The following is a 1,765-nucleotide window of genomic DNA, read 5'->3' on the forward strand; positions in this document are numbered from 1 at the left end:
GGGCAGGCAAGGCCGCTATTCTAAGCTTCGCATCGGCCTTGGGAAGGGGGGGCGCAAGGTATTTTTTTGGTCTGGCTCAACCCCTTGAAAAGACTGGGAAACACCCAGGTTATGGGGGGTGTAGCGGATTCCAGGCGGTGCCTGGTGAAGGTTCGGATGCCTGGTTGTGGGACTGGGTTGCGATGGCTTGATATCAGGCTGGCGAATAATCACAGACAGCCTTGGCGGGGCTGACTAGATTGCAGCATCCAGGCTCGCTCGCGTCTGGCCGAATAACAATAAAAGAGATCGACCCATGGATAATTCGACTCAAGCGGCAAATGCCTGGCGCATTCTGTTCCTGTTGTTTTTGGCAAACCTGTTCAACTTCTTCGATCGCACCATCCCCGCCATCATCATCGAGCCGATCCGCATGGAGTGGCACTTGAGTGATTTCCAGCTGGGGATCATTGGCACTGCCTTCACCCTTGTCTACGCCATTGCTGGCTTGCCTCTGGGGCGCATGGCCGACACCGGCTCGCGCAGCAAACTGATGGGCTGGGGCCTGGTGGTGTGGAGCGGGCTTACTGCGGTCAACGGCATGGTCGGCAGCTTCTGGAGCTTTTTGCTGGTGCGCATGGGTGTCGGCATTGGCGAGGCCAGCTACGCGCCAGCGGCCAACTCGCTGATCGGCGACCTGTTTCCCGCCCATCGCCGGGCTCGGGCCATGGGCATCTTCATGTTGGGGCTGCCCTTGGGGCTGGTGCTGGCATTCTTCACCATCGGTGCCATGGTCAAGGCCTTCGACAGCTGGCGAGCGCCGTTCTTCATCGCTGCGGTACCGGGGCTGGTGCTGGCGGTGTTCATGTTTTTCATCAAGGAGCCCAAGCGCGGTGCAGCGGAAACCGTGAAGGTGGATCAGGTGCAGATCGATCGGCCAATTCGCCGGGTGCTGGCGATCCCGACCTTTCTCTGGCTGACCCTGGCCGGCCTCACCTTCAACTTCGCCACTTATGCCTGTAACTCGTTTCTGGTGCCGATGCTGCAACGTTACTTCCTCATGCCCTTGCAGGAAGCGGCCATGGCGACCGGGTTGATCGTCGGTGTCACCGGGCTGGTCGGTCTTACCCTGGGTGGTTGGATCGCCGACAAGATTCACCAGCGTGTCGCCAATGGCCGCCTGTTGTTTGCCGCCTGCAGCCTGATCATCTCGACCTTGGCCACCGGTTGGGCGCTGCATGCCGGGCGGGTTGAGATCGGCGTATTTGTCGCGGTGTTCAGTGTCGGTTGGCTGTTTGCCTACAACTTCTACACCTGTGTCTACACGGCTTTGCAGGATGTGGTCGAGCCGCGTCTGCGGGCGACCGCCATGGCCTTGTTCTTCGCTGGTCTGTATCTGCTGGGTGGCGGCCTGGGGCCGGTAGTGGTGGGGGCCCTGTCCGATCATTTTGCCCACTCGGCGATGTATGCCGCCGGTGCCGAGTTGATGACCGAGGAGTTCAAGGCCATTGGTTTGCACGATGCGATGTACCTGATTCCGGTGGCCTTGTTCATGACCCTGCTGTTTCTGTTTCAGGCGGCACGTTGTTTTGTCCGTGATGCCCAGAGTATGAAGGACGGGCTGGCCAGCACTGCGCCGCTGGCCTCGCCTGTGGCTGTGTAGCCGCTGCCGTAAGCGGGGATAAGGCTTGAGGAGCCCTGAGGTATTCAAGGCGTGACTCCTGTGCAGCACAGTACCGCCCAACTGACTGCAGCCTGCGGCAGGGCTATAGGGGAAGGCGTTGGG

Annotated in this window: 1 protein-coding gene; it reads left to right on the top strand. The window is 60.2% G+C overall.

Annotation, left to right across the window (positions count from 1 at the left end; translation table 11 throughout):
• The first annotated feature begins 295 nt into the window (after positions 1–295).
• Positions 296–1,642 carry a spinster family MFS transporter gene (locus GV818_RS33625; protein ID WP_161760005.1) on the top strand — a complete coding sequence of 449 codons (1,347 nt, stop codon included), beginning with the start codon at positions 296–298 and terminating at the stop codon, positions 1,640–1,642.
• Positions 1,643–1,765: the final 123 nt, after the last annotated feature.

The organism is Pseudomonas sp. Fl4BN1, assembly GCF_009908285.1.
Taxonomy (GTDB): domain Bacteria; phylum Pseudomonadota; class Gammaproteobacteria; order Pseudomonadales; family Pseudomonadaceae; genus Aquipseudomonas.